The following is a 24902-nucleotide window of genomic DNA, read 5'->3' as shown; positions in this document are numbered from 1 at the left end:
GCGTGGGCGGCGTTAAAGTGTGGAGTGCCGAGGGCAGTAGCCCGAGGAAGTGGGCCCCGCAGTCGTCCGGACGGTCGGTGAGCGGGGCATCGCGCTGTCTAGGGCCGGATCACCGTGCTGTAGGCCGACACCCGGTCTCGCCAACGCCCGCCCTTCGTGTAGCACCAGGCGACGGCGTCGGCCACGCACAGCAGCAGGTCCTCGTGGGCACGCAGGTGCCGGTACTCCAGGTCGCAGGCGTGCTTGCGGGTCAGCTCGAACAGCGCTCGCCGGTCGGCATCGACCAGCGGATCGCTGCGCTCGAGCACGAGCCGTGTCACGCCGAGCGTTGCGAGATCGGGCACCATGCGCTCCAGGCACACGCTTCGGGCGTCGCGCCCGTTCTCGGCCAGGTAGACACGGACGGTGAGGTCCAGCGCCTCCAGCCCGGTGAGGATCTGCGCCCGGCGGGCGTCGCTCTCCTTCTTGAAATGGATGCGCTCCTGGCCGGGCCTGAGCAGCCGGCGCACGGCCGCCCGAGCCCCGTTCACATCGTTCGCGGGGACTACCGCAGCCGCCACGATGTAGTCGCCGGCGAACGACTCGTCGACGAACGCATGCAGCGTCACTTGCCCGACCTCCTCTGCCGGGCCGGGCCTGTGGTCGACGGTCAAGAGTGCACTGCGATCCGATCGACGGACAAACGACCTGGACGCCGCCGGATCGTGCGTCAGCGGCGGTAGCCGGCCCGTTGTTCCAGGCGGGCCACACGCTCGGCCATGGGCGGGTGCGAGGCGAACAGCTTGGCGATGCCGGTCTGCTGCAGCGGGCTGGCGATCATCAGGTGGCTGGTGGCGACGATGTCGCGCTCCGGCGGCAGCACCAGCCGGCGGGTGCTGGCGTCGAGCTTGCGCAGGGCGGCGGCCAGCCCGAGCGGATCGCCGGTGATGCGGCTGGCCTCGGCGTCGGCCTCGTACTCGCGGTCCTCGCTGACGGTGGCACGCACGACGGCGGCGGCCACCGGGCCGAGCACCGTCAGCAGCGCCCGCCCGACGGGACCGGCCTGGTCGCGGTCGCGGCGGCCGAAGAGCCGCAGTCCGGCCGCCACCATGACGACGCTGGCGACGGCGCCCGCCGTGGACGAGACGACGGTGTCGCCGCGGCGGATGTGGGCGAGCTCGTGGCCGACGACGGCGCGCAGCTCGCGCTCGTCGAGCAGCTCGAGGACGCCCTCGGTGCAGCAGATGGCGGCGTGGCCGGGGTCGCGGCCGGTGGCGAACGCGTTCACGGCGCGTGTCGGGCTGACGTAGAGGCGCGGCATCGGGACTCGGGCGGGCGCCGTCAGCTCGCGCACCACTCGGTGCAGGACCGGCTGCTCGGCCTCGCTGACGGGGTAGGCACGCATGGCCCGCAGCGCGATGGCGTCGGAGCGCACGACGATGTAGCAGTCGAGTGCGACGACGACCACCGCGGCCACGGCGAGGCCCGCCGCGCCGAACCACGAGCCGACCAGCAGGCCCAGCGTCGACAGCCCGGCCAGCAGCACCACGGCCTTCACACGATTGCGTTGCACGTCCACCTCTCGGGGCACCCGGTCCGCCGATCACGGCGCCCTGCGGGTCAACGCACGGTGGGCCTGCGGGGTTCCACCCGGACGGCCCGGCCGCCCGGCCGGTCCCCGCGGTCTCAGCAGCAGCGCTGCTGCGGCGTCCGGTCGCGGTCGTCCTGCCGGCGACGCTCGAACTCGCGCCGCGAGAGCACCCGCGCCGCGGCGTCGTGCCGGCGACAGTGCTCGACGTAGCGATCGTAGGCGGTCTCGCCGCTGACCTCGCGCAGATACCACCAGACACCCGCCACGGCGCGTCCGACCACGCCCCGGACGGCGCTCACCGGAGGCTCCCGCCGTCGCCGTCAGCGCCTGGACGCGCGTGCCGGCCGCCGCCACCGTCGCCGCCGGGACGGCTCGCCGCCGCCATGAGCTCGCGCTCCCGGCGGGTCGGGATGAGACCGGACGGCGCGACGAGCGTCGACTCGACGTACGGCGCCTCGGTGCTGGTGGCCTTCGACGGGTCGCGCAGCGCCCGGACGCACACCCGCGCGGCGTCGGCGATGATGATCACGACCAGCAGCGCGAAGAACGCCGCCAGGATGCCGTCGACGGTGGAGTTCGTCACCACCTGCTCCATGTCGTCGAGCGAGCGCGCCGGCGGCAGCACCTCGCCGTCGGCCAGCGCCTCGGAGAACCGCTCGCGCTGGGCGAAGAAGCCGAGCCCGGGGTCGTCGGAGAACACCTTCTGCCAGCTCGCCGTCAGCGTGACGGCAGCGTCCCACAGCAGCGGGATGCCGGTGACCCAGGCCCACTTCAGCCGGCCGGTCTTGATGAGGATCGTGGTCACCACCGTCAGCGCGATGGCCGCGAGCAGCTGGTTGGCGATGCCGAACAGCGGGAACAGCTGGTTGATGCCGCCGAGCGGGTCCGTGACGCCGGCCCAGAGGAAGTAGCCCCAGGCCGCCACGACGACGGCGCTGGTGAGCCAGAGGCCCGGCTTCCACGACACGTCGCGCATCGGCTTCCACACGTTGCCGAGGGTGTCCTGCAGCATGAACCGCCCGACCCGGGTGCCGGCGTCGACCGTCGTCAGGATGAACAGCGCCTCGAACATGATCGCGAAGTGGTACCAGAACGCCTGCGCGCCGACGCCGAACCCGTCGGTGAAGATCTGCGACATGCCGACGGCGAGCGTGGGCGCGCCGCCGGTCCGTGCCACCAGCGTCGACTCCTCGACGGAGGCCGCCGCCGCGGCGAGCTGGTCCGGTGAGATGGCGAAGCCCAGCCCGGCCACGGCCTCGGACGCCGACTCCAGCGAGTCTCCGAGGAAGCCGGCTGGGGCGTTCATCGCGTAGTAGAGGCCGGGGTCGATGACCGACGCGGCGATCAGGGCGCTGATGGCGACGAACGACTCCATGAGCATGCCGCCGTAGCCGATCATCCGGACCTGCGACTCCTTCTCGATCAGCTTCGGCGTGGTGCCGGAGGCGATCAGCGCATGGAAGCCGGAGAGCGCGCCGCAGGCGATGGTGATGAACACGAACGGGAACAGCGAACCGGCGAAGACCGGCCCGTCGCCCGTCGACGCGAACTCGGTGATCGCCTCGTTCTGCAGCGTCGGCCGGGCCAGCAGCAGGCCGACCGCCAGCAGCACGATGGTGCCGATCTTCATGAACGTCGACAGGTAGTCGCGCGGCGCGAGCAGCATCCACACCGGCAGCACGGACGCCACGAAGCCGTAGACGACCAGCGCCACCACGAGCGCCTCGGGTGACAGCGTGAACGCGTCGGCCCAGCTGGAGTCCTGGACCCAGCCCCCGCCGACGATGGCCAGCAGCAGGAGCGCCACGCCGATCAGGCTGGTCTCGATGACCTGGCCCGGCCGCAGCGTGCGCAGGTAGAAGCCCATGAACAGCGCGATCGGGATCGTCATCGCGATCGAGAAGGTGCCCCAGGCGGAGTCGGCCAGCGCGTTCACGACCACCAGCGCCAGCACGGCCAGCAGGATGATCATGATGGTGAACACGCCGATCAGCGCCGCGACGCCACCGACGACACCGATCTCCTCGCGCGCCATCTGGCCGAGGCTCTTGCCGTTGCGGCGCATCGAGAAGAACAGCACGACCATGTCCTGGACGGCGCCGGCGAAGATCACCCCCACCACGATCCAGAGCGTGCCGGGCAGGTAGCCCATCTGCGCCGCGAGGACGGGGCCGACCAGCGGGCCGGCGCCGGCGATGGCGGCGAAGTGGTGCCCGAACAGCACCCGGCGGTCGGTCGGCTGGTAGTCGGTGTCGTTGCGCAGGGTCTCGGCCGGGGTGGCGCGGGTGTCGTCGACCTTCAGGACCCGGCGGACGATGAACCGGGCGTAGAAGCGGTAGGCGATGGCGTACGACCCCAGTGCGGCCGCCAGCAGCCACAGGGCGGAGATCTCCTCGCCCCGGACCAGCGCGACGACGCCCCAGGACACCGCTCCCACGACGGCGACCAGCGTCCAGACGACGATCGACCTGAGCGGAGGCCGTCCGCGGGACGGTGCGGGCTCGGTGCGGACGGTGTCGACCATGACGACCTCCGAACTGATCGAGACCAGCTGCGTGACCGTAGAGATTACGCGTAGATGTCCCAACGGTCGAGAGTGGTCGGGCGCGAGAGATCTCTCACGCTTCGGACGGCAAGACGGCTCCTGTGGAAAGTCGCCGTAGCATGGATGGTCGGGATTCGAGTCGGGACACCCCGGCCATCGCGGAAGTACCCCGGCCAGACCAGGACAATCCGGCCGACACACAGGTCGTAAGGAGGCGTCGACACACGGTGACGGTGAAGCACGTACGCGAGCTCGACCGTGTGGTGATCCGATTCGCTGGCGACTCCGGTGACGGGATGCAGCTGACCGGCGACAGATTCACTGCCGAGACCGCCTCCTTCGGCAACGACCTCTCGACGTTGCCCAACTTCCCGGCCGAGATCCGGGCGCCCGCCGGCACCATGCCCGGCGTCTCCAGCTTCCAGCTGCACTTCGCCAACTACGACATCCTGACGCCGGGCGACGCACCCGACGTGCTGGTGGCCATGAACCCGGCCGCGCTCAAGGCGAACCTGCCCGACGTGCCCAAAGGCGCCACCATCATCGTCGACACCGGCGACTTCACGCCTCGCGCGCTGAAGAAGGTCGGCTGGGACACCAACCCGCTCGAGGACACCACGCTCAGCGCCTACAAGGTGCACGCGCTCGACCTCTCCGGCATCACCATGGAGGCGCTGGCGCCGTTCGACCTCTCGCGCAAGGACGCGTCGCGGTCGAAGAACATGTTCGCCCTCGGGCTGCTGTCGTGGATGTACGGACGCTCCATCGACGGCACCGTGACGTTCCTGCGCGAGAAGTTCGCCTCGCGCGAGACCATCCGCGACGCCAACATCGCCGCGCTCAAGGCCGGCTGGAACTACGGCGAGACCACCGAGGACTTCGCGGTCTCGTACCAGGTGAAGCCCGCCGCCATGCCGGCCGGTACGTACCGGAACATCACCGGCAACCTCGCGCTCTCCTACGGCCTCATCGCGGCCGCGCGCCAGTCCGGGCTGCCGCTGTTCCTGGGCTCCTACCCCATCACCCCGGCGTCGGACATCCTGCACGAGCTGTCGCGGCACAAGCGGTTCGGCGTGCGCACGTTCCAGGCCGAGGACGAGGTCGCGGCCATCGGCGCCGCGCTCGGGGCATCGTTCGGCGGCGCGCTCGGTGTCACCACCACCTCCGGCCCCGGCGTCGCGCTCAAGGGCGAGACGGTCGGCCTCGCGGTGTCGCTCGAGCTGCCGCTGGTCATCGTCGACGTCCAGCGCGGCGGGCCGTCCACCGGCCTGCCCACGAAGACCGAACAGGCCGACCTGCTGCAGGTGCTCTACGGCCGCAACGGCGAGTCCCCGGTCCCGGTGGTCGCCGCGTCGTCGCCGTCTGACTGCTTCCACGCCGCCATCGAGGCCGTGCGCATCGCCGTCACCTACCGCACCCCGGTCTTCCTGCTGTCCGACGGCTACCTCGCCAACGGCTCCGAGCCCTGGCGCGTGCCCGACGCCGAGTCGCTGCCGGTCATCCACCCGAACTTCGCCACCGAGCTCAATCACGACGACGATGGCGAGCGCGACTTCTGGCCGTACCTGCGCGACCCCGAGACGCTGGCCCGGCCGTGGGCCGTGCCCGGCACGCCCGGCCTCGAGCACCGCATCGGCGGCATCGAGAAGCTCGACGGCCCGGGCACCATCTCGTACGACCCCAACAACCACGAGCGCATGGTGCGGCTGCGCCAGGCCAAAGTTGATGGAGTGGCCGGCATCGGCGATCTGGAGGTCGAGGACCCCAGCGGCGCGGCCCGCCTGTTGGTCGTCGGCTGGGGGTCCACGTACGGCCCCATCGGCGCGGCCGTGCGGCGGGCGCGCAAGGCCGGCCACAATGTCGCCCAGGCGCACCTGCGTCATCTCAACCCGATGCCCGCCAACACCGGCGACGTGCTGCGCTCCTACGACCGCGTGCTCGTGCCGGAGATGAACCTCGGGCAGCTCGCCCTGCTGCTGCGCGGCACGTACCTCGTCGACGTCGTCGGGTACAACCGCGTGCGGGGGTTGCCGTTCAAGGCCGAGGAGCTGGCCGACGTGATCATGGAGGAGGTGGGTGCGCTGTGACCGCACCCGTCGAACTGGGCCGGCCCGGCCTCACCGGGGTTCCGACCACCGACGCCAAGCAGACCAAGAAGGAGTTCACCAGCGACCAGGAGGTCCGCTGGTGCCCCGGCTGCGGCGACTACGCCGTGCTCGCGGCCGTCCAGGGCTTCCTGCCCGACCTGGGGCTGGCCCGCGAGAACATCGTCTTCGTCTCCGGCATCGGCTGCTCCTCGCGCTTCCCGTACTACATGAACACCTACGGGATGCACTCGATCCACGGCCGCGCGCCGGCCATCGCCACCGGCTTGGCCGCGTCGCGCCCCGACCTCTCGGTGTGGGTCATCACCGGCGACGGCGACGCGCTGTCGATCGGCGGCAACCACCTGATCCACGCGCTGCGCCGCAACGTCAACCTGACGATCCTGCTGTTCAACAACCGCATCTACGGGCTGACCAAGGGCCAGTACTCGCCCACCAGCGAGCAGGGCAAGATCACCAAGTCCACACCCATGGGCTCGCTCGAGGCGCCGTTCAACCCGGTCTCGCTGGCCCTGGGCGCCGAGGCCACGTTCGTCGCGCGCACCATCGACTCCGACCGCCAGCACCTCACGTCGGTGCTGTCGGCCGCGGCGGCGCACCGCGGCACGTCGCTGGTCGAGATCTACCAGAACTGCAACATCTTCAACGACGGCGCGTTCGAGATCCTCAAGAACCGCGACAGCCGCGACGAGGTCCTCATCCGGCTCGAGCACGGCGAGCCGGTCCGGTTCGGCGCCGACGGCCGGCACGGCGTCCGGCGCAACCCGGCCACGGGCTCGCTCGAGGTGTGCGCGGGCGACGACCCCGGCATCCTGGTGCACGACGCCACGGCCGACGACCCCACTCAGGCGTTCGCGCTGTCGCGGCTGGCCGACCCCGGCACGCTGGCGCGCAGCCCCATCGGCGTCTTCCGCCGGGTCGAGCGGCCGGCCTACGGCGACCTCATGAGCGCCCAGCTCGACGAGGCCGCCCAGACGCAGGGCGAGGGCGACCTGCAGGCGCTGCTGCGCGGCAACGACTCGTGGACGGTCGGCTGACGCCGTTCGGCGCCGACGCCGTCTCGCGTCATGAGCTAATCGCGCGGTGGTTGCTGGCAAGCCGTAGCATGCCCTGGTGAGCGGCTCCCGGTCCGGCGTCCTGTACGGCGTCGGTGCGTATGCGTTGTGGGGCATCTTCCCGCTCTACATCAAGCTGCTGGACGAGACCGGCGCCATCGAGATCCTGGCGCATCGGGTGGTCTGGTCGCTGGTGCTGGTGCTCGGGCTGCTCGCCGTGGTGCGCCACGTCGGCCGCCTGCGGACCCTGGGCCGGCGGGCATACGGCCTGCTGACGCTGGCGGCGCTGCTCATCTGCGTCAACTGGGGCGTCTACATCTGGGCGGTCAACAACGACCACATCGTCGAGACCGCACTCGGCTACTTCATCAACCCGCTGGTGACGGTGCTGCTCGGCGTCCTGGTCTTCGGCGAGCGGCTGCGGTGGCTGCAGTGGTCGGCGCTCGGGCTGGCCCTGGTCGCCGTCGTCGTCCTCACCGTCGACTACGGCCGCCCGCCGTGGATCGCGCTGACGCTCGCGTTCTCGTTCGGCGCCTACGGCCTGGTCAAGAAGAAGGCCAACGTCGACGCCGTCGAGAGCCTCGCCGTCGAGACCGCAGTCCTGTTCGTGCCCTGCCTGGCCTATCTGCTGGTGCTGGGCGCGACCGATGCCGGCGACTTCGTGTCGGCCGGCTGGGGCACGACCCTGCTGCTGGCCGGATGCGGCATCGTGACGGCCGTGCCGCTGCTCTGCTTCGGTGCGGCGGCGGTCCGGGTGCCGCTGACGACACTCGGCACGCTGCAGTACCTGACGCCCACGCTGCAGTTCCTGCTCGGCGTGCTGGTCTACCGCGAGACCGTGCCGCCGGTGCGCTGGGTCGGGTTCGCGCTGATCTGGCTGGCCCTCGTCGTGCTGACGGCCGAGGTGCTGGTACGCCGCCGGCGCGAGCGCCGTGCCGCGCTGGACCGGCTGGTCCTCGACCCCGCCGCCACCGCCGCGCGCTGAGCTCCGCCCGTCCCTGCTCCGGGCCGATCGGGCATCCTTGATCATCAAGGAAACGGGTCGCTACCACAGCTGTGTGTTCCGGAGACAGTCGCTACCACAGCCCGAAACCTTGATGATCATGGAGATCGGCGAGGGTCAGGTGTCTGCCGGGGCTGGTCGGGGGCGACGAAGGTGCCCTTGCCGTGGACGGTGAGGATGCGGCCGCGCTCGCGCAGCTCGACCATGGCTCGCCGGACCGTGAGGTAGGCGACGCCGTACTCGACGGCGAGGTCGCGTTCGGGAGCGAGCCGGGCGCCGGGCTTGAGCTCGCCGGCGTCGATGCGGGCCGTGATGTGGTCGGCGATGGCGACGTACAGGAGCTCGTGCCCCTGCGGCCGGAACTCCGCGACCTCACCCATGCGTCCACGATAGAAGCTCTACTGACCTGCACAAAGACGCTGAGCTATACAAAGGTCTACAGTGCCACGTAAAGTCATCACATGCAGGAGGAGACCTTGACCGGCTGGCTGCTCTGGAGCCGGCCGCCCGCACGGCTGCTGGACGAGATCGTCGTCACGGATCAGGACGGCGTCACCGTCGCCAACCGCCCACTGCCCTACGGCACCGTCGGCACGCGTGGCTGGGACGTCACGCTGCGCGACCTCGGGTTCGAACGGCTCGGCGGCTGGATGCCGGCGACCGACGGCTACCTGTGCCGCATCCGGCGGACCCCGCCGCCACCGGCCGCCGTCCTGGCCCGGACGGCGTGAAGGCTCAGGACATCCGCGTGACGACGGAGTCGCAGAGCGCGTGCAGGGCGACGCGGGCCGGCAGGTCCGGCAGCGCGTCCAGGGTGGCGCGGGCGTCGTCGGCCCAGCGGCGGACGTCGGAGGAGGCCTCGGCCATGGCCGGGTGAGCGCGCAGCAGCTCGAGCGCCTCGGCGTGGTCGGAGTCGTCGGCCACCGGGCCCGAGAGCAGCGACAGCAGCCGCTCGTCGCCCGGCCGGGCGGCTCGGCGGGCATACAGCACCGGCAGCGTGGCCACGCCCTCGCGCAGGTCGGTGCCGGGCGTCTTGCCCGACAGCCGCTCGGAGCCCACGATGTCGAGGAGGTCGTCAGCCAGCTGGAAGGCCATGCCGATGCGCTCGCCGAACTGGCCGAGCACCTCGACCTGCGACGGGTCGACGCCGGCGTGCAGCGAGCCGAGGCGTGTCGACGCCGCGATGAGCGAGGCCGTCTTGTCCGAGAGCACCGACAGGTAGTGCGCGACGGGGTCCTCGCCGTCGCGCGGGCCGAGCGTCTCGTGCAGCTGGCCGTGCACCAGCCGCTGGAAGGTGCGCGCCTGGATGCGCACCGACTCGGGCCCGAGGTCGGCCAGCAGGTCCGAGGCGCAGGCGAAGAGGTAGTCGCCGGTGAGGATGGCGACGCTGTTGCCCCAGCGCGCGTTGGCGCTGACCGCGCCCCGCCGCAGCTGCGCCTCGTCCATGACGTCGTCGTGGTAGAGCGTGCCGACGTGGGTGAGCTCGACGACGACGGCGGCCGGCACGACCTTGGGGGCGTCGATGTCGCCGAAGCCGGCCGCCAGCAGCGTGAGCATGGGCCGGAACCGCTTGCCGCCGGCCTGGGCCAGGTGTCGCGAGCTCTCACTGAGCATGGCGTCGTCGGTCTTCACCGCCGCCAGCAACCGCGCCTCGACGTCGTCGAGGCCCGCGCTGATGGCCGCCTCGAGTGCCGCGTCGACGGACGGAATGCCCAGACCGCTGCTCACACCCGGCCCCTCCCCAGTCAGCCGGGCACGTTCACCCAGCAGGAGCATCCACTCTAACGAACGAACAACGACGCCTGCTGCGCCAGGTCCAGCAGCGGACCGGGCACGATGCCCAGCAGCAGTGTGGCCGCGGCGCCCAGGGTGATGCCGACCGCCGTCCACAGGCTCGGCACGGCCACCGTCGGGCCCTCCGGCGCGGGGTCGCTGAAGAACATCAGCACGATGACCCGCACGTAGAAGAACGCCGCGATGGCGCTGGCGATGACGCCGACCACGACCAGCGGGGCGGCGCCGCCGTCGATGGCCGCCGTGAACACCGACAGCTTGCCGACGAAGCCGCTGGTGAGCGGGATGCCGGCGAACGCGAGCAGGAACAGCGCGAACGTCGCCGCCAGCACCGGCGAGCGCCGCCCGAGCCCGGCCCACTTGGCCAGGTGCGTGGCCTCGCCGCCGGAGTCGCGGACCAGCGTGACGACGGCGAACGCGCCGAGCGTCGCGATGCCGTAGGTGGCGAGGTAGAACAGGATCGCCGCGGTGGCGGTCTGGTCGGCCGCCACCATGGCCGTCAGCACGAAGCCGGCGTGCGCGATGGACGAGTAGGCGAGCATCCGCTTGATGTCGGTCTGCGTCAGGGCGACGACGGCGCCGACCAGCATGGTGGCGATGGCGACGGCCCACAGCATGGGCTGCCAGTCGGTGCGCATGCCGCCGAACGCGACGTAGAACAGCCGCACCATGGCGCCGAACGCGGCCAGCTTGGTGCAGGCGGCCATGAACCCGGTGACGGGCGTCGGCGCGCCCTGATAGACGTCGGGCGTCCACGAGTGGAACGGCACCGCGCCGACCTTGAACAGCAGGCCCACCGCCATCAGCCCGACACCGGCCAGCAGGATGCCGTCCTGGCCGATGTTCGCCGTCAGCGCCTCGGAGATCTCGCCGAAGCGCAGCGTGCCGGCGTAGCCGTAGACGAACGCCATGCCGAACAGGAAGATCGCCGACGAGAACGCGCCCAGCAGGAAGTACTTGAGCGCGGCCTCCTGCGAGAGCAGCCGGCGCCGGCGGGCCATGCCGCACAGCAGGTACAGCGGCAGCGACATGACCTCCAGCGCGATGAACAGCATCAGCAGGTCGTTGGCGGCCGGGAAGAGCAGCATGCCGCCGACGGCGAACAGCGCCAGCGGGTAGACCTCGGTCTGCAGCATCCGCTCGCGGACGAGGATCCGCTCCTCCTCGCTGCCCGGCAGCGTCGAGGCGGCGGGGGCGAACGCGTCGCCGCCGGCCTCGAGCCGCCGCTCGGCGAAGAACGCCACGCTGATGATCGCCAGCACCAGGATGGTGCCTTGCAGGAACAGTGCGGGACCGTCGACGGCGACGGCGCCGACCGCGGCGACCATGCCGGTGCCGGCCAGCAGGATGACCTGGACCAGCGCGGCCACCAGGGCCAGCAGCGCCACCGCCACCTGGACCGGGTGCCGGACCTTCCGCGGGACGAACGCCTCGATCAGCACGCCGATGACGGCGGCGCCGAAGATCGTGATGAGCGGCGCGAGCTCGGCGTACTCGATGGTCGGGGCGTTCACCGGCCAGTCCCTTCCTCGACGTGTTCAGCGACGGGAGCCAGCGGCTCGGGTTCTTCGACGCCGACTTCGACGAGCGTCGGCCCGACGGCCTCGTCGATGGCGTCGGTCAGCGGCTTCGGGAAGAAGCCGACGACCACCAGCAGCGCGATCAGCGGGGCGACGACGGCGACCTCGCGGGTGCGCAGGTCGGGCATGCCTTCAACTGCTGGTCGGACGGGTCCTGTCATCGTTCGCTGGTAGAGCCACAGGATGTAGAGCGCCGACAGCACGATGCCCAGCGTCGCCACGATGGCGGCCGGCCGGTAGCGCAGGAACGTCCCGGAGATGACCAGGAACTCGGACAGGAACGTCGACAGCGGCGGCAGCGCCAGCCCGGAGAGGCCGGCGAACAGGAACACGCCGGCCAGCTTCGGCGCCGGCTTCTGCACGCCGCCGAAGTCGTCGACCTGCCGCGAGCCGCGCCGGCTGACGAGGAAGCCGACGACCACGAACAGCGCGATGGTCGACAGCCCGTGGTTCACCATGTAGAACGTCGCGCCGGTGGCGGCCTGGCCGGTCAGCGCGAAGATGCCCAGCACGATGAAGCCGAAGTGCGAGATCGACGTGTAGCCGATGAGCCGCTTCATATCGGTCTGGCCGATGGCCAGCAGCGCGCCGTAGATGATGCTGACGACCGCGAGCACGACGATGACCGGCGCGGCGTCGCGCGACGCGTCCGGGAACAGCGGCAGGACCAGCGCGATCATGCCGTAGGTGCCGACCTTGTCGGCCACGCCGGAGAGGAACGCCGCGTTCGCCGGCGTCGCCTCGGCCGCCGCGTCGGGCAGCCAGGTGTGGAACGGCCAGAGCGGCGCCTTGATGGCGAACGCGAGCATGAAGCCGAGGAACAGCCACCACTGGGTGGTGGTGTCGATGTCGAGCGCGACGAGGTCGGGCAGGAAGAACGACGGGTCGCCCGCGTCGATCGACTGCACGTACAGCCCGATGACCGCGGCCAGCATGGCCAGCCCGCCGACCAGGTTGTAGAGCAGGAACTTCACGGCCGCGTAGCGGCGCTGCGGGCCGCCGTACATGCCGATCATGAAGTACAGCGGGATCAGCATGGCTTCGAACACGACGTAGAACAGCAGCACGTCCTGCGCGAGGAAGGCCGTGAGCGTCAGCGCCTCGACCGCCAGCAGCAGCGCGAAGAACGCCTTCGGGTCGCGCTTCTCGTCCTCGGCCTCGTGCCACATGGCCAGCGCGACGATCGGCGTCGCCAGCACCGTCAGCGCGACCAGCGCGAGGCTGATGCCGTTGACGTCCAGCGCCCACGAGGCCCCGAACTCGGGGATCCACTCGTAGGTCTCCGCCTCGACGCCCATGTCGACGTCGAAGAGGAACTGGATGCTGATCAGCGCGCCGATGACGAGCGTCACCAGGGCGGCGCCCGTCGCGACCTGCTTGGCGAGCGTGCCCCGCCCGGACGGCACCAGGGCGGTCAGCACCGCCCCCAGCGCCGGCAGCGCGATGAGCGTGGTCAACCAGGGAAAGGTCACGGCAGCCTCACTACCAGCATGGCCAGCACGACGACGCCGACGCCGCCGAGCATCGTCACGGCATAGGAACGGACGAAACCGGTCTGCAGGCGCCTCAGCCGGGACGACAGGCCGCCGAAGGCGGTGGCCGTGCCGACCACGGCGCCGTCGACGCCCCGGTTCTCGAAGTAGACCAGCGAGCGGGTCAGGTACTGCCCCGGCCGCATGAAGACCGCCTCGTTGAACGCGTCGCCGTACAGGTCGTTGCGGGCGGCGACGGTGAGCGGGCTGCCGGCCGGCACGTCCTCGCGGACGGCGCGGCGGCCGTACATGAGCCACGCGACGGCGACGCCGGCGACGACGGTGGCGAGCGTGATGGTGATGAGCAGCCAGAGCGGCATCGGCAGCTCGTGGTGCTCCTCGCCGGTGACCGGCGCGAGCCAGTCGACGATGCCGGCGCCGAAGTACAGCAGCGCGAACCCGCCGACCACCGACAGGAAGGCCAGCGCCCACAGCGGCGCGGTCATGACCGACGGCGACTCGTGCGGCGGCTCGCTCTGCTTCCAGCGGCGGTTGCCGAAGAACGTCATCAGCATGAGGCGGGTCATGTAGAACGCGGTGATGCCGGCGCCGAGCAGCGTGGCCAGGCCGGTGATCCAGTTGTCCGCGAACGCCGCCTCGATGATCTTGTCCTTGGAGAAGTACCCGGCGAACGGCGGGATGCCGATGATGGCCAGGTAGCCCATGGCGAAGGTGATGAACGTGACCGGCATGGCGATGCGCAGCCCGCCGTAGCGGCGCATGTTCACCTCGTCGTGCATGCCGTGCATCACCGAGCCGGCGCCGAGGAACATGTTGGCCTTGAAGAAGCCGTGCGTCAGCAGGTGGAAGATCGCGAATGCGTACCCGGCCGGGCCGAGGCCGGCCGCCAGCGTCATGTAGCCGATCTGGCTCATGGTCGAGCCGGCCAGCGCCTTCTTGATGTCGTCCTTGGCGCAACCGATGATCGCACCCATCAGCAGCGTGATGGCGCCGACGATGACGACGGCGGTGCGCGCGTCGGGCGCGAGGTCGTAGATCGCGGCGGACCGGACGATCAGGTAGACGCCGGCGGTGACCATGGTCGCCGCGTGGATGAGCGCCGACACCGGGGTCGGGCCCTCCATGGCGTCCAGCAGCCAGGACTGCAGCGGGAACTGCGCGGACTTGCCGCAGGCGCCGAGCAGCAGGAACAGGCCGATGGCGGTGACCCAGCCGGTCGAGGCGCCCTCGGCCGAGGCGAACACCACGTCGAACGCCGTCGAGCCGAAGACCAGGACCATCGACGACATCGCGAGCACCATGCCCATGTCGCCGACGCGGTTGACGACGAACGCCTTCTTGGCCGCCACGGCCGCCGAGTTCTTGTGCTGCCAGAACCCGATGAGCAGGTACGACGCCAGGCCGACGCCCTCCCAGCCGATGAACAGCACCAGGTAGTCCGCGGCCAGCACCAGCAGCAGCATCGCCGCGACGAACAGGTTCAGGTAGCCGAAGAACCGGCGGCGCCGCTCGTCGTGCTCCATGTAGCCGATCGAGTAGACGTGGATCAGCGACCCGACACCGGTGATCAGCAGCACGAACGAGATGGACAGCTGGTCCAGCAGCAGGCTCACGTCGACGGTGTAGCCGCCGGCGTTGACGTACTCCCAGAGCTGCGACGTGAACGCGCGGCCGTCGGAGGGCTCGCCGAGCATGGCGGCGAAGAGCACCACGCCCATGACGAACGAGGCGATGGACGCCCCGCAGCCGATGAGGTGGCCGACCTTGTCGGTGCGCCGCCCGCCGAGCAGCAGGATCGCGGCGCCCAGCAGCGGGAACGCGATGAGCAGCCAGGTGAGGTCGAAGACGCCGGTGGCCTCGGCGACCGCCTGGCCGCCGCCGTGCCCGCCCTCGGTGGCGACAGCCGTCGCCAGCGCGCTGAGTGTGGAAGTCACTGGTTCCTCACGCCCGTCAGAGCTTCAGCAGGCTGGCGTCGTCGACCGACGCGGACCTGCGAGTTCGGAAGATCGTCACGATGATGGCCAGCCCGACGACGACCTCGGCCGCGGCCACGACCATGACGAAGAACGCGACGATCTGGCCGTCGAGGTTGCCGTGCATCCGGGCGAAGGTGACGAACGCGAGGTTGGCCGCGTTGAGCATGAGCTCCACGGACATGAACGCCACCAGCGCGTTGCGCCGGACCAGCACGCCGGCCGCGCCGATCGAGAAGAGGATGACCGACAGCACCAGGTAGTTGGTCGGGTTCATGCGCGCTCACCTCCGGTGGTGTCGTCGTCACCGGCGGCCGGCTCGTCGGCGTCGCTCGCCAACCGACCTTCTCCCTCGACGGAGGAGCGTGTCTCGGTCGCACCTGCCTCGATGTCGGCCGGAGTCGGGCGGTGCCTGAACTCCTCGGTCGAGCGGGCCGCGCCGCGCGCCACCAGCACCCGGTTGATCGACGCCTCGCTCGGGGTGCCGTCGGGCAGCAGGGCCGGGGTGTCGACGGCGTTGTGCCGCGCGTAGACGCCCGGGACCGGCAGTCCGGCCGCATCGCCGGGTGCGCCCTCGGAGAACCGCTTGATGGACAGTTCCTTCTGCGTCGGCCGGTTGAAGATCCGCTCGCGGTGGGTCAGCGTCATGGCGCCGACGGCGGCGGTGATCAGCAGCGCGGCCACCACCTCGAAGGCCCAGACGTAGGTGCCGAAGATCAGGTCGGCGATGGCCGCGACGTTGCCGTCGGGCGTCGCCTGCGTGAGCCCGGCCGGCTCCTCGGGCAGGGTGGCCCGCACCGTCACCGCCGTCAGCAGGACGATGACACCGAGCACGGCGAGCGTCGCCGCTGCCCGCTGGTTGCGGATCGTCTCGACCCGCGAGTCCGACGAGTCGACGCCGACCAGCATGATCACGAAGAGGAACAGCATCATGATGGCGCCGGTGTAGACGACGATCTGCACGACGCCGAGGAACGCCGCCTCCTGGGCGATGTAGAACAGCGCCAGCGAGATCATCGTGACGGCCAGGCTCAGGGCGCCGTGGACGGCCTTGCGCGAGAGCACCAGGCCGAGCGCGCCCAGCACGGCGATCGGCGCCATGATCCAGAACAGGGCTGCCTCGCCCATCACGCCCCCTCGCCGGTGGAGCGGCCGATGCCCGCGCCGAGGTAGTAGTCGCGCTCGTCGTCGCCGAGCCGCATGGGGTGCGGCGGCTCCTCCATGCCGGGCAGCAGCGGCGCGAGCAGGTCCTTCTTCTCGTAGATGAGGCTCTCGCGCGTGTGGTCGGCCAGCTCGTACTCGTTGGTCATCGTGAGCGCCCGCGTGGGGCACGCCTCGATGCACAGCCCGCAGAGGATGCAGCGCAGGTAGTTGATCTGATAGACGCGGCCGTACCGCTCACCGGGCGAGAAGCGCTCGTCGTCGGTGTTGGAGGCGCCCTCGACGTAGATGGCGTCGGCGGGGCACGCCCAGGCGCACAGCTCGCACCCGACGCACTTCTCGAGGCCGTCGGGGTGCCGGTTGAGCTGGTGCCGCCCGTGGAACCGCGGCGCCACCGGGTGCGGCTGCTCCGGGTACTGCTCGGTGACCGGCTTGCGGAACACGTTGCGGAACGTGACCCCGAAGCCTGCCACCGGGTCGAGGAACTTAGGCACGACTGCTCTCCTCGGTACGGTCATCGGTCTGGGTGGTGGCCGCGGGGATGCGGGCCGCCACGAACTCCTGGCCCGGCATCGGCGGCACCGGGTGGCCGCCCGCGAACGCGTCGAACTCGCGCTCCTCGGGCTCCGGCTCGGCCGGCGTCTTCTTCTCCGGGATCAGCAGGCTGCCGATCAGCAGCACCGCGACGACGATGCCGCCGTACAGGAGGATCTGGTTGCGCTCGAGGCCCTCGTTGAACGCCAGTCGCATGCCGGCCACCGCGACGATCCAGACCAGCGAGATCGGCAGCAGCACCTTCCAGCAGAAGTGCATGAACTGGTCGTAGCGCAGCCGCGGCAGCGTGCCGCGCAGCCAGATGAAGATGAAGATCAGCAGGACGACCTTGCCGAGGAACCACAGCAGCGGCCACCAGCCGGTGTTGAACATGCCGTCGTTGATGGCGGAGATGGGCCATGGCGCGCGCCAGCCGCCCAGGAACAGCGTGGTGGCGATGGCCGAGACGTTGACCATGTTGAAGTACTCGGCCTGGAAGAACATGGCGTACTTGAACGACGAGTACTCCGTGCCCCAGCCGGCCACCAGCTCGCCCTCGGCCTCGGGGAGGTCGAACGGCGCCCGGTTGGTCTCGCCGACCATCGAGATGAGGTAGATGAGGAACGACGGCAGCAGGATGATGCCGTACCAGAGCCGCTCCTGCTCCGCGACGATGCCCGAGGTCGACATGGTGCCGGCGAACAGGAACACCCCGACGAACGACAGCCCCATGACCAGCTCGTACGAGATGACCTGGGCGGTCGAGCGCAGGCCGCCGAGCAGCGGGTAGGTCGAGCCGCTGGACCAGCCGGCCAGCATCAGGCCGTAGACGCCGACCGAGGCGATGGCCAGGGTGAACAGCACGGCGACCGGGAGGTCGGTGAGCTGCAGCCGGGTCTCGGTGCCGAAGATCGAGACCTCGGGGCCCATGGGGATGACCGCGAGGATGAGGAACGACGGCACCAGCGCGACGATGGGCGCGAGGACGTAGACGACCTTGTCGGCCGCCTTCGGGATGATGTCCTCCTTGAACATCAGCTTGGTGCCGTCGGCCAGACTCTGCAGCCAGCCCTTGGGGCCGGTGCGGTTCGGGCCGAGGCGGTGCTGCATGCGCGCCACGACCTTGCGCTCGAAGACGATGTTGAACAGCGTCAGCAGGATCAGCAGCACGAAGATCGCCACGACCTTGATGGCGATGATCCACCACGGGTCGCTGCCGAAGCCGGCGATCTCGTTCGCGTTGGTGTCTGCGGACAAGCCGATCATGCGGGGGCACCTCCACCTGCGAGCTCGACCACGGAACCGGCGCCGGCGCCCAGCGACCGCTGCAGCGTCGTGCCGTTCGAGTTCTCCGGCAGCCAGACCACGCGGTCGGGCATGTCCGTCACCCGCACCGGGACGCTGACCTGGCCGGCCGTCGTCCGGACGGTGAGCCAGTCGCCGTCGGCGACGCCCACCTCCGCGGCGGTGCCGGCCGAGATGCGCGCCTCGGCCTTCTTCGCCGTCGCCGCGAGGTGCGGCTCGCCGTCCTGCAGCCGGCCGCCGTCGAGCATGAGCTTCCAGGTGGCCAGCACCGCCTCGCGCTCGCCGGGTCGCGGCGGGCCGGCGGGCGGGGTGTCGGTGGACTCGGGCCGTGCGCCGTCCCAGGCGCCGAGCTCGGCGATCTCGGCGCGGGCGTCGTCGACGTCGCGTACGCCCAGCCGGATGCCCAGCTCGCGTGCGATGGCGTCGAGCACGGCGGCGTCGCTGAGCGACGGCGTCTGCGCGAGCACCGCGGGGAACGGCCGGGCTCGGCCCTCCCAGTTGAGGAACGTGCCGGCCTTCTCGACCGGCGGCGCGACCGGCAGCACGATGTCGGCGAGCTCGGTGACCTCGCTGTGGCGGACCTCGAGGCTGACGACGAAGCCGGCGGACTCGAGCGCGCGCTTCGCGGCGGCCGGGTCCGGCAGGTCGGCCAGCTCGACGCCGGCCACCAGTGCGCCGGCCAGCACGCCGCTGGTCAGCGCGGCCAGGATGCCGGTGGTGTCGCGCCCGGGCAGCGACGGGAGCGTGTCGACGGACCAGGCGGCGGCGACGTCGACCCGGGCCTCCGGGTCCGACACCGGCCGGCCGCCGGGCAGCAGGGTCGGCAGAGCGCCGGCCTCGAGCGCACCGCGCTCGCCGGCCCGGCGCGGCACCCAGGCCAGCCGGGCGCCGGTGACGGTGGCGACGCGGGTAGCGGCGGACAGCGCGCCCGGGATGGTCGCCAGCCGCGAGCCGATGAGGATGACGGCGCCCTTCTTGCGCAGCGCCTCGCCCAGGTAGGCGACGCGGTCGTCGCCCAGCGTGATGGCGTTGAGGATCTCCGGCTCGGTGCCCGGCGCGGCCGGCAGCAGCGTGCCGCCGGTCTTCGTCAGGCCCCGGGTGGCGAACGGCGCGACGGCGTGCACCTGCGTGCCGTTCTTGCGGTTGGCCTTGCGCAGCCGCAGGAACAGCGCGCCGGCCTCTTCCTCGGGCTCCAGCCCGATGAGCAGCACCGCGGGCGCGTTCTCGACGTCGGTGAACGTGACACCCAGGCCCGAACCGGCCACCGACCCCAGGAACCCGGCCTCCTCGGCCGAGTGCGGCCGCGCGCGGAAGTCGATGTCGTTGGTGTCCAGCGCCACCCGCGCGAACTTCGCGTAGGCGTAAGCGTCCTCGAGCGTCAGCCGGCCGCCGGTGAGGACGCCGACGCCGCCGGCGTCGCGCGAGCGGGCCAGGCCCTGCGATGCCAGCGTCAGCGCCTCGGGCCACGACGCCGCGACCAGCTCGCCGGTCTCCTCGTCGCGGACCAGCGGGTGCGTGATGCGGTCGTCGAGCGTGGACCAGCGGAACGCGAAGCGGTCCTTGTCGGTGATCCACTCCTCGTTGACTTCGGGGTCGTCGCCGGCCAGCCGGCGCATGACCGTGTCGCGGCGGTGGTCGACGCGGATCGCGCTGCCGCACGCGTCGTGCTCGGCGACCGACGGGACCGACACCAGATCGAACGGGCGGGACCGGAACCGGTACGCCGCGCTGGTCAGCGCGCCGACCGGGCAGATCTGAATGGTGTTGCCGGAGAAGTAGCTCTCGAACGGCTCCTTCTCGTAGATGCCGACCTGCTGCAGCGAGCCGCGTTCGAGCAGCTCGATGAACGGGTCGCCGGCGATCTCCTTGGAGAACCGGGTGCACCGGGCGCACAAGACGCACCGCTCGCGGTCGAGCAGGACCTGCGCGGAGATGTTGATCGGCTTCGGGAAGGTCCGCTTCTTGCCCTCGTAGCGGGAGTCGCCGCGGCCGTTGCTCATCGCCTGGTTCTGCAGCGGGCACTCGCCGCCCTTGTCGCAGACGGGGCAGTCGAGCGGGTGGTTGATCAGCAGGAACTCCATGATCCCCTGCTGCGCCTTGTCGGCGACCGGCGAGGAGAACTGGGTGTTGATCACCATGCCCGGGGCGACCGTGAGCGTGCAGGACGCCTGCGGCTTGGGCATGCCGCGGCCGTTGCCCATGTCGGGCACCTCGACCATGCACTGGCGGCAGGCGCCGACGGGCTCGAGCAGCGGGTGGTCGCAGAACCGCGGGATCTGGATGCCGATGAGCTCGGCGGCGCGGATGACCAGCGTGCCCTCGGGAACGCTCACCTCGAAGCCGTCGATGGTGACCGTCACCAGGTTCGGCTGCGGCTCCACGGCGTCGGACGTGGAGTTGGTCGTCACGGTCATCAGGCCTTGGCCCCCAGTTCCTGCGCGAAGAGCGTCGAGGCGGCCGGGTCGAACGGGCAGCCGCCGTGCTCGAAGTGGGCGATGTACTCGTCGCGGAAATGCTGGATGGACGAGACCACCGGCGCCACCCCGCCGTCGGCGAGTGCACAGAACGAGCGGCCAGCGATGTTATCGCTCATGTCCAGCAGCTTGTCCAGGTCGGCTTCGGTGCCGTCGCCCTTCTCGAGGCGCTCGAGGATCTGCACCATCCACCAGAAGCCCTCGCGGCAGGGCGTGCACTTGCCGCAGGACTCGTGCTTGTAGAACTCGATCCACCGCTCGGTGGCGCGCACGACGCACGTGGTGTCGTCGAAGATCTGCAGCGCGCGGGTGCCGAGCAGCGAGCCCACGCCGGCCATGCCCTCGAAGTCGAGCGGGACGTCGATGTGCTCGGCCGTCAGCATGGGCGTCGACGAGCCGCCGGGCGTCCAGAACTTCAGCTCGTGACCGGCCCGGATGCCGCCGGCCATGTCGAGCAGCTCGCGCAGCGTGATGCCCAGCGGCGCCTCGTACTGGCCCGGCTTCGTGACATGGCCCGAGAGCGAGAAGATGCCGTAGCCGGGCGACTTCTCGTTGCCCATGCCGCGGAACCACTCCGCGCCACCGGCCACGATGGACGGAACCGAGGCGATGGTCTCGACGTTGTTGATGACAGTGGGCGACGCGTACAGGCCGGCGACCGCCGGGAAGGGGGGCTTGAGCCGGGGCTGGCCCCGCCGGCCCTCCAGCGAGTCCAGCAGCGCGGTCTCCTCGCCGCAGATGTACGCGCCGGCGCCGGCGTGCACCACCACGTCGAGGTCGAACCCGGAGCCCAGGATGTTCTGGCCCAGGTAGCCGGCCTCGTACGCCTCGGCGACGGCGTTCAGCACGCGGCGGAACACGTGCAGCACCTCGCCGCGCACGTAGATGAACGCGTGCTTGGCGCCGATGGCGTACGCGGTGATGATGACGCCCTCGACCAGCACGTGCGGGTCGGCCATCATCAGCGGGATGTCCTTGCACGTGCCCGGCTCGGACTCGTCGGCGTTCACCACCAGATACACCGGTTTGGGCGAGGCAGGGTCTTGAGCCGGGATGAAGCTCCACTTCATGCCCGTCGGGAAGCCCGCGCCGCCGCGGCCGCGCAGGCCGGAGTCCTGCACGATCTGGACGATGTCGGCGGGCGTGCGCTGCAGCGCGCGGCGCAGCGCCTTGTAGCCGTCGGCCTTCTCGTAGTTGCGCAGCGTGAACGCGTCGGACTGGTCCCAGCGGGCGGTCAGGACAGGGGTGAGCGTCGTCACTTGGTGCTGCCTCCCAGCTCGCGCTGACCGCCCTCGGGCGCCGTCCAGCCGTTCTCGTGTGCCAGCTCCAGACCCACCAGCGAGGCCGGGCCGGCGGCGACGCCCTCGGTGGCCAGCTCGTCGGGGAACCCGGCCAGCACACGCTCGGCCTGCTTCCAGGTGCAGATGCGCGGGCCGCGGGTCGAGGTGACCTGCTCGCCGGCGCGGAGGCGGTCGACCAGCTCGCGCGCGGACTGCGGCGTCTGGTTGTCCATGAACTCCCAGTTGACCATCATGACCGGCGCGTAGTCGCAGGCCGCGTTGCACTCGACCCGCTCGAGCGACACCTTGCCGTCGTCGGTGGTCTCGTCGTGCCCGACGCCCAGGTACTCGGACAGGTCGTCCCAGATGGCGTCGCCACCCATGATCGCGCAGAGCGTGTTGGTGCAGACGCCGACGTGGTAGTCGCCGACGGGCCGGCGCTTGTACATCGTGTAGAACGTGGCGACGGCGGCGACCTCGGCCTCGGTGATGTCGAGGACCTCGGCGCACAGCTCGATGCCCTCAGGGGTGACGTACCCCTGGTGCGACTGCACGAGGTGCAGCATCGGCAGCAGAGCCGAGCGCGGCTCCGGGTACCGGGCGATGATCTGCGCCATCTCGGCCCGGACGGTGTCGCCGAGCGGGCCGGGAGCAGCCTGTACGTCGTTCACGTCGTTCACGTCGGTCATCGGTCACATCCACCCATCACCGGGTCGAGGCTCGCGACGGCCACGATGACGTCGGCCACCATGGAACCCTCGCACATCGCCGGTACGGCCTGCAGGTTGTTGAAGGACGGGTCGCGGAAGTGCATCCGCCAGGGCCGGGTGCCGCCGTCGGACACCACGTGCGCGCCGAGCTCGCCGCGGGGGCTCTCGATCGGCACGTACACCTCGCCGGCCGGGACCCGGAAGCCCTCGGTGACCAGCTTGAAGTGGTGGATCAGCGCCTCCATCGACTCACCCATGATGTGCCGGATGTGGTCGAGGGAGTTGCCCATGCCGTCGCTGCCGATGGCCAGCTGCGCCGGCCAGGCGATCTTCTTGTCACCGATCATGACGGGGCCCGGCTCGAGCCGGTCGAGGCACTGCTCGACGATCTTCAGCGACTCCTTCATCTCCTCGATGCGGACGCGGAAGCGCCCGTAGGCGTCGTTGGTGTCCCAGGTGGGCACCTCGAAGTCGTAGGTCTCGTAACCGCTGTAGGGCTGGGACTTGCGCAGGTCCCACGGCAGGCCGGTCGAGCGCAGCACCGGGCCGGTGATCCCCAGCGCCATGCAGCCGGCGAGGTCGAGGTACCCGACGCCGACGGTGCGGCCCTTGAAGATCGGGTTCTCGTTGCAGAACGCCTCGTACTCGCCGATGTGGTCCCACATCCAGCGCAGGTACTCGCGGACGCTCTCGACCGCACCCGGCGGGAGGTCCTGCGCGACGCCGCCCGGGCGGATGTACGCGTGGTTCATGCGCAGCCCGGTGATCAGCTCGAAGAGGTCGAGCGTGCGCTCGCGCTCGCGGAACCCGTTGGTCATGACGGTGAGCGCGCCCATCTCCATGCCGCCGGTCGCGATGCAGACCAGGTGCGAGGAGATGCGGTTGAGCTCCATCATCATGACGCGAATGACGTTGGCGCGGTCCGGGATGTCGTCGGTGATGCCGAGCAGCTTCTCGATGCCCAGCACGTAGGCGGCCTCGTTGAAGAACGGGGACAGGTAGTCCATGCGGGTCACGAACGTGACCCCCTGGGTCCACGTCCGGTACTCCATGTTCTTCTCGATGCCGGTGTGCAGGTAGCCGATGCCGCAGCGGGCCTCGGTGACCGTCTCGCCGTCGAGCTCGAGGATGAGCCGGAGCACGCCGTGCGTCGACGGGTGCTGCGGGCCCATGTTGACGACGATGCGCTCCTCGCCGGCGGCCGCGCCGACCACGTCGTCCCAGTCCTGGCCGGTGACGGTGTAGACGGGGCCCTCGGTGGTCTCGCGGACGCCCGCGTACGGGTCGTCGGTGTCGTCGCCGGCCGGGGTGAAGGTGACGTCCTGCTGGCTCATCAGTTGTACGCCCTCCGCTCGTCGGGCGGCGCGATGGTCGCGCCCTTGTACTCCACGGGGATGCCTCCGAGCGGGTAGTCCTTGCGCTGCGGGTGCCCCGGCCAGTCGTCCGGCATCTGGATGCGCGTGAGGGACGGGTGGCCGTCGAAGAGGATCCCGAAGAAGTCGTACGTCTCGCGCTCGTGCCAGTTGGCCGAGGGGTACGTGTGGACGATCGACGGGACGTGCGGGTCGGACTCGGGGCAGGTGACCTCGAGGTTGACCCGGCGGTTGTGCGTGATCGAGAGCAGCTGGACGACGACGTGCAGCTCGCGCCCGATCTCCTCCGGATAGTGCACGCCGTTGACGCCCATGCACATCTCGAACCGCAGCTGCGGGTCGTCGCGGAACGTGCGGGCGAGGTCGGCCAGCTTCTCGCGCTTCACGAAGAACGTGATCTGGCCGCGGTCGACCAGCACCTTCTCGAAGACGTCGGCGTCGGTGCTGCCGGCGTCGGCCAGGGCGGCGGTGACGTCGTCGCCGAGCTTCTCCAGCTCCTCGGGCCACGGCCGCGGGGTCGAGCCGCCGCGGACCGGGTTGGTGTCGCGGACCACCAGGCGGCCGTAGCCGGAGGTGTCGCCGCTGCCGCCATAGGAGCCGAACATGCCGCGCCGCGACGGGTGCTCCGGCGGCAGCGCCGGGCCCTCGGGCTCGGCGGGGAGGGACTCCTCCTCGGCCGCGGCCTCCTCGGCGTCCTCGGGCGCCGCCTCGTCCTTCGACTCGTCCTCGGTCTGCGCCTGCTCACCGGGGCGGGCGTCGCCGCCCGTGGTGACCTCTTCCTTCGACGGCTGCTCGGGTCCGCCGCCGGGCTCGGCGGCCGTGCCCGGCTGGTCGACCGGGCTGGACTCGGAGCGGGTCTGCGCGGCCTCCGCGACGTCGTCGGGGTGCTGCGTGCCGCTGGTCATGCCCTGCGCGTCGTCCGCGCTGTCGGCGGCGTCGGTCCGCTT

At 70.7% G+C, this 24902-nt stretch carries 22 protein-coding genes; 4 read left to right on the top strand and 18 right to left on the bottom strand.

All coding sequences use genetic code 11. The annotated features are described in order from the left end of the window. Nucleotides 1-98: 98 nt before the first annotated feature. From E1212_RS17015 to E1212_RS17000, 4 genes are all read right to left on the bottom strand, one after another. The gene (locus tag E1212_RS17015; RefSeq protein ID WP_131984554.1) at nucleotides 99-653 is read right to left on the bottom strand and encodes a hypothetical protein; all 555 of its coding nucleotides are present in this window, start codon (nucleotides 651-653) and stop codon (nucleotides 99-101) included. A 56-nt stretch (nucleotides 654-709) separates the two neighbouring features. After that, nucleotides 710-1558, bottom strand: a complete 849-nt coding sequence (locus tag E1212_RS17010; protein ID WP_131984552.1) for a M48 family metalloprotease — start codon at nucleotides 1556-1558, stop codon at nucleotides 710-712. Nucleotides 1559-1665: 107 nt separating this feature from the next. Beyond that, nucleotides 1666-1869: a YbdD/YjiX family protein gene (locus E1212_RS17005; protein ID WP_131984550.1), complete on the bottom strand. Its 204-nt coding sequence runs from the start codon at nucleotides 1867-1869 to the stop codon at nucleotides 1666-1668. Beyond that, the gene (locus E1212_RS17000; RefSeq protein ID WP_131984548.1) at nucleotides 1866-4094 is read right to left on the bottom strand and encodes a carbon starvation CstA family protein; all 2229 of its coding nucleotides are present in this window, start codon (nucleotides 4092-4094) and stop codon (nucleotides 1866-1868) included. Before E1212_RS17000 ends, E1212_RS17005 begins: the two co-directional genes overlap by 4 nt. Nucleotides 4095-4234: 140 nt before the next feature. On the opposite strand from E1212_RS17000, the gene E1212_RS16995 reads away from it, so the two are divergent. From E1212_RS16995 to rarD, 3 genes are all read left to right on the top strand, one after another. After that, nucleotides 4235-6202 carry a 2-oxoacid:acceptor oxidoreductase subunit alpha gene (locus tag E1212_RS16995; RefSeq protein WP_131984546.1) on the top strand — a complete coding sequence of 656 codons (1968 nt, stop codon included), beginning with the start codon at nucleotides 4235-4237 and terminating at the stop codon, nucleotides 6200-6202. Nucleotides 6203-6216: 14 nt separating this feature from the next. Next, the gene (locus E1212_RS16990; protein ID WP_131984599.1) at nucleotides 6217-7257 is read left to right on the top strand and encodes a 2-oxoacid:ferredoxin oxidoreductase subunit beta; all 1041 of its coding nucleotides are present in this window, start codon (nucleotides 6217-6219) and stop codon (nucleotides 7255-7257) included. Between the two features lie 76 nt (nucleotides 7258-7333). Further along, nucleotides 7334-8260 (top strand): EamA family transporter RarD, encoded by a 927-nt coding sequence (gene rarD, locus E1212_RS16985; protein ID WP_203416936.1) that lies wholly within the window; start codon nucleotides 7334-7336, stop codon nucleotides 8258-8260. Between the two features lie 116 nt (nucleotides 8261-8376). On the opposite strand, the gene E1212_RS16980 is transcribed toward rarD, so the two are convergent. Then, nucleotides 8377-8658, bottom strand: coding sequence for a GntR family transcriptional regulator (locus tag E1212_RS16980; protein ID WP_131984542.1), 282 nt, complete (start codon nucleotides 8656-8658; stop codon nucleotides 8377-8379). Between the two features lie 81 nt (nucleotides 8659-8739). Between E1212_RS16980 and E1212_RS16975 the strand changes: the two genes are divergently transcribed. Next, nucleotides 8740-9009, top strand: coding sequence for a hypothetical protein (locus E1212_RS16975; RefSeq protein WP_131984540.1), 270 nt, complete (start codon nucleotides 8740-8742; stop codon nucleotides 9007-9009). 4 nt (nucleotides 9010-9013) lie between these two features. Here the strand turns inward: E1212_RS16975 and E1212_RS16970 are convergent, their stop codons facing one another. The 13 genes from E1212_RS16970 to E1212_RS16910 form a co-directional block, all read right to left on the bottom strand. Continuing rightward, nucleotides 9014-10054: a polyprenyl synthetase family protein gene (locus E1212_RS16970; RefSeq protein WP_131984538.1), complete on the bottom strand. Its 1041-nt coding sequence runs from the start codon at nucleotides 10052-10054 to the stop codon at nucleotides 9014-9016. 5 nt (nucleotides 10055-10059) lie between these two features. Further along, nucleotides 10060-11586, bottom strand: a complete 1527-nt coding sequence (gene nuoN, locus E1212_RS16965; protein ID WP_131984536.1) for an NADH-quinone oxidoreductase subunit NuoN — start codon at nucleotides 11584-11586, stop codon at nucleotides 10060-10062. After that, the gene (locus E1212_RS16960; RefSeq protein WP_238992377.1) at nucleotides 11583-13109 is read right to left on the bottom strand and encodes an NADH-quinone oxidoreductase subunit M; all 1527 of its coding nucleotides are present in this window, start codon (nucleotides 13107-13109) and stop codon (nucleotides 11583-11585) included. The genes nuoN and E1212_RS16960 overlap by 4 nt, the downstream gene beginning before the upstream one ends. 11 nt (nucleotides 13110-13120) lie before the next feature. Further along, nucleotides 13121-14974, bottom strand: coding sequence for an NADH-quinone oxidoreductase subunit L (gene nuoL, locus E1212_RS16955; RefSeq protein ID WP_420814388.1), 1854 nt, complete (start codon nucleotides 14972-14974; stop codon nucleotides 13121-13123). A 121-nt stretch (nucleotides 14975-15095) separates the two neighbouring features. After that, on the bottom strand, nucleotides 15096-15395 hold the full coding sequence (nuoK, locus tag E1212_RS16950) for an NADH-quinone oxidoreductase subunit NuoK (RefSeq protein WP_131984532.1): 300 nt from the start codon (nucleotides 15393-15395) through the stop codon (nucleotides 15096-15098). Further along, a complete protein-coding gene (locus E1212_RS16945; RefSeq protein WP_131984530.1) occupies nucleotides 15392-16246 on the bottom strand; it encodes an NADH-quinone oxidoreductase subunit J in 855 nt (284 codons plus the stop codon). Before E1212_RS16945 ends, nuoK begins: the two co-directional genes overlap by 4 nt. Further along, nucleotides 16246-16797 carry an NADH-quinone oxidoreductase subunit NuoI gene (nuoI, locus tag E1212_RS16940; protein ID WP_131984528.1) on the bottom strand — a complete coding sequence of 184 codons (552 nt, stop codon included), beginning with the start codon at nucleotides 16795-16797 and terminating at the stop codon, nucleotides 16246-16248. The genes E1212_RS16945 and nuoI overlap by 1 nt, the downstream gene beginning before the upstream one ends. Continuing rightward, on the bottom strand, nucleotides 16766-18079 hold the full coding sequence (nuoH, locus tag E1212_RS16935; RefSeq protein ID WP_131984526.1) for an NADH-quinone oxidoreductase subunit NuoH: 1314 nt from the start codon (nucleotides 18077-18079) through the stop codon (nucleotides 16766-16768). The genes nuoI and nuoH overlap by 32 nt, the downstream gene beginning before the upstream one ends. Then, nucleotides 18076-20532 carry an NADH-quinone oxidoreductase subunit G gene (locus E1212_RS16930; protein WP_131984524.1) on the bottom strand — a complete coding sequence of 819 codons (2457 nt, stop codon included), beginning with the start codon at nucleotides 20530-20532 and terminating at the stop codon, nucleotides 18076-18078. Before E1212_RS16930 ends, nuoH begins: the two co-directional genes overlap by 4 nt. After that, nucleotides 20532-21851 carry an NADH-quinone oxidoreductase subunit NuoF gene (gene nuoF, locus E1212_RS16925; RefSeq protein ID WP_131984522.1) on the bottom strand — a complete coding sequence of 440 codons (1320 nt, stop codon included), beginning with the start codon at nucleotides 21849-21851 and terminating at the stop codon, nucleotides 20532-20534. Before nuoF ends, E1212_RS16930 begins: the two co-directional genes overlap by 1 nt. After that, nucleotides 21848-22561, bottom strand: coding sequence for an NADH-quinone oxidoreductase subunit NuoE (nuoE, locus tag E1212_RS16920; RefSeq protein WP_131984520.1), 714 nt, complete (start codon nucleotides 22559-22561; stop codon nucleotides 21848-21850). Before nuoE ends, nuoF begins: the two co-directional genes overlap by 4 nt. Further along, on the bottom strand, nucleotides 22558-23916 hold the full coding sequence (locus tag E1212_RS16915) for an NADH-quinone oxidoreductase subunit D (RefSeq protein ID WP_131984518.1): 1359 nt from the start codon (nucleotides 23914-23916) through the stop codon (nucleotides 22558-22560). Before E1212_RS16915 ends, nuoE begins: the two co-directional genes overlap by 4 nt. After that, nucleotides 23916-24860 carry an NADH-quinone oxidoreductase subunit C gene (locus tag E1212_RS16910; protein ID WP_131984595.1) on the bottom strand — a complete coding sequence of 315 codons (945 nt, stop codon included), beginning with the start codon at nucleotides 24858-24860 and terminating at the stop codon, nucleotides 23916-23918. Before E1212_RS16910 ends, E1212_RS16915 begins: the two co-directional genes overlap by 1 nt. Nucleotides 24861-24902: the final 42 nt, after the last annotated feature.

This window comes from Jiangella ureilytica (genome assembly GCF_004348545.1).
Classification (GTDB): Bacteria; Actinomycetota; Actinomycetes; order Jiangellales; family Jiangellaceae; genus Jiangella; species Jiangella ureilytica.
This window is presented reverse-complemented; position numbering and strand designations above follow the sequence as displayed.